The sequence below is a fragment of the Novosphingobium album (ex Hu et al. 2023) genome, assembly GCF_022832385.1.
Taxonomy (GTDB): Bacteria; Pseudomonadota; Alphaproteobacteria; order Sphingomonadales; family Sphingomonadaceae; genus Novosphingobium; species Novosphingobium album.
Genome location: NZ_JALHLE010000072.1, coordinates 1 through 1,230 on the forward strand (window position 1 = coordinate 1; position 1,230 = coordinate 1,230).

Annotated in this window: 1 protein-coding gene; it reads right to left on the reverse strand. The window is 62.7% G+C overall.

The window, feature by feature from the left end:
• Nucleotides 1-27: 27 nt before the first annotated feature.
• Nucleotides 28-1,196 (reverse strand): IS3 family transposase gene (locus tag MTR64_RS21250; protein ID WP_243996589.1). Its coding sequence is split into 2 segments (ribosomal slippage): nt 28-935 and nt 935-1,196, totalling 1,170 coding nucleotides; the frame shifts between segments, so codons are not numbered across the junction.
• Nucleotides 1,197-1,230: the final 34 nt, after the last annotated feature.

The window sequence follows — 1,230 nt, forward strand, 5'->3', positions numbered from 1 at the left end:
CCCCCGCTGAGTGGTCCGTGTGATTTGTTAGTGTAAAACTGCCTCTGGCGCCATGGCTGGCCGCAGGTGGAGCGAAGCGGAACCGGAGGACAGCCATGGCGGTGTTGCCGCTTCCGGGGCCGGAGGCGGATAGCCCAGCGAGCTGTGCGGTCTGACGGTGTTGTAGTGCCGGCGCCAGGCTTCGATCAGGATCTGGGCTTCAGCCAAGGTGTAGAAGATCTCCCCGTTCAAGAGCTCGTCGCGCATCGAGCCATTGAAGGACTCGCAATAGCCATTCTCCCATGGGCTGCCGGGTGTAATGTAGAGTGTCTTCACGCCGATCCTGGCCAGCCATTCTTGTACGGCGTTGGCGATGAACTCGGGTCCATTGTCTGACCGTATATGTGCCGGTGGACCGCGGGTAATGAACAACTCGGCCAACGCGGCCAGCACATCCTCGCTTCTGAGCCTTCGGGCCACCGGCAGGGCCAGGCATTCTCTGCTGGCCTCGTCGATGATCGACAGGATGCGGAACTTGCGGCCATCGTGGGTGCGGCCCTCGACGAAGTCGTAAGACCACACGTGCCCCGGGTACTCGGGGCGCAGTCGGATGCACGATCCATCGTTGAGCCAGAGCCTTCCCCGCTTCGGTTGCTTCTGCGGCACCTTGAGGCCCTCTCGTCGCCAGATGCGCTCCACGCGCTTGCGGTTCACATGCCAGCCCGCATCGCGCAGCAGGGCTGTCACCCGGCGATAGCCATAACGGCCATACTGCCTGGCCAAGGCGATGATGTCCTCGGTCAGGGCTGCTTCGTCATCTGCCCCGCGTGGCACCTTGCGCTGCGTCGATCGCTGCTGGCCGAGCACGCGGCACAACCGCCGCTCGGAGACAGCCATCATTCCCCGGATATGATCGATACAGCGCCGCCGCCTTGCAGGGCTCAATAATTTCCCCGTGCGGCCTCCTGCAGGATCAGCTTGTCGAGCGTCAGATCCGACACCGCCCGGCGCAACCGCGCATTCTCCTTCTCAAGGTCCTTCATCCGCCGCGCCTGATCCATCTTCAGGCCGCCATACTCCTTGCGCCAGCGATAATAGCTCTGCTCGGTGACGCCGATCCGGCGGCACGCATCCGCAACCGTCCCGCCCTGCGCCAGCACAATCTCGGCCTCACGCAGCCTGCTGATGATCTCTTCCGGCTTGTGTTTCCTCGCCATTCCATTCCTCCTTCGTGGCAAAATCTAAAACAGA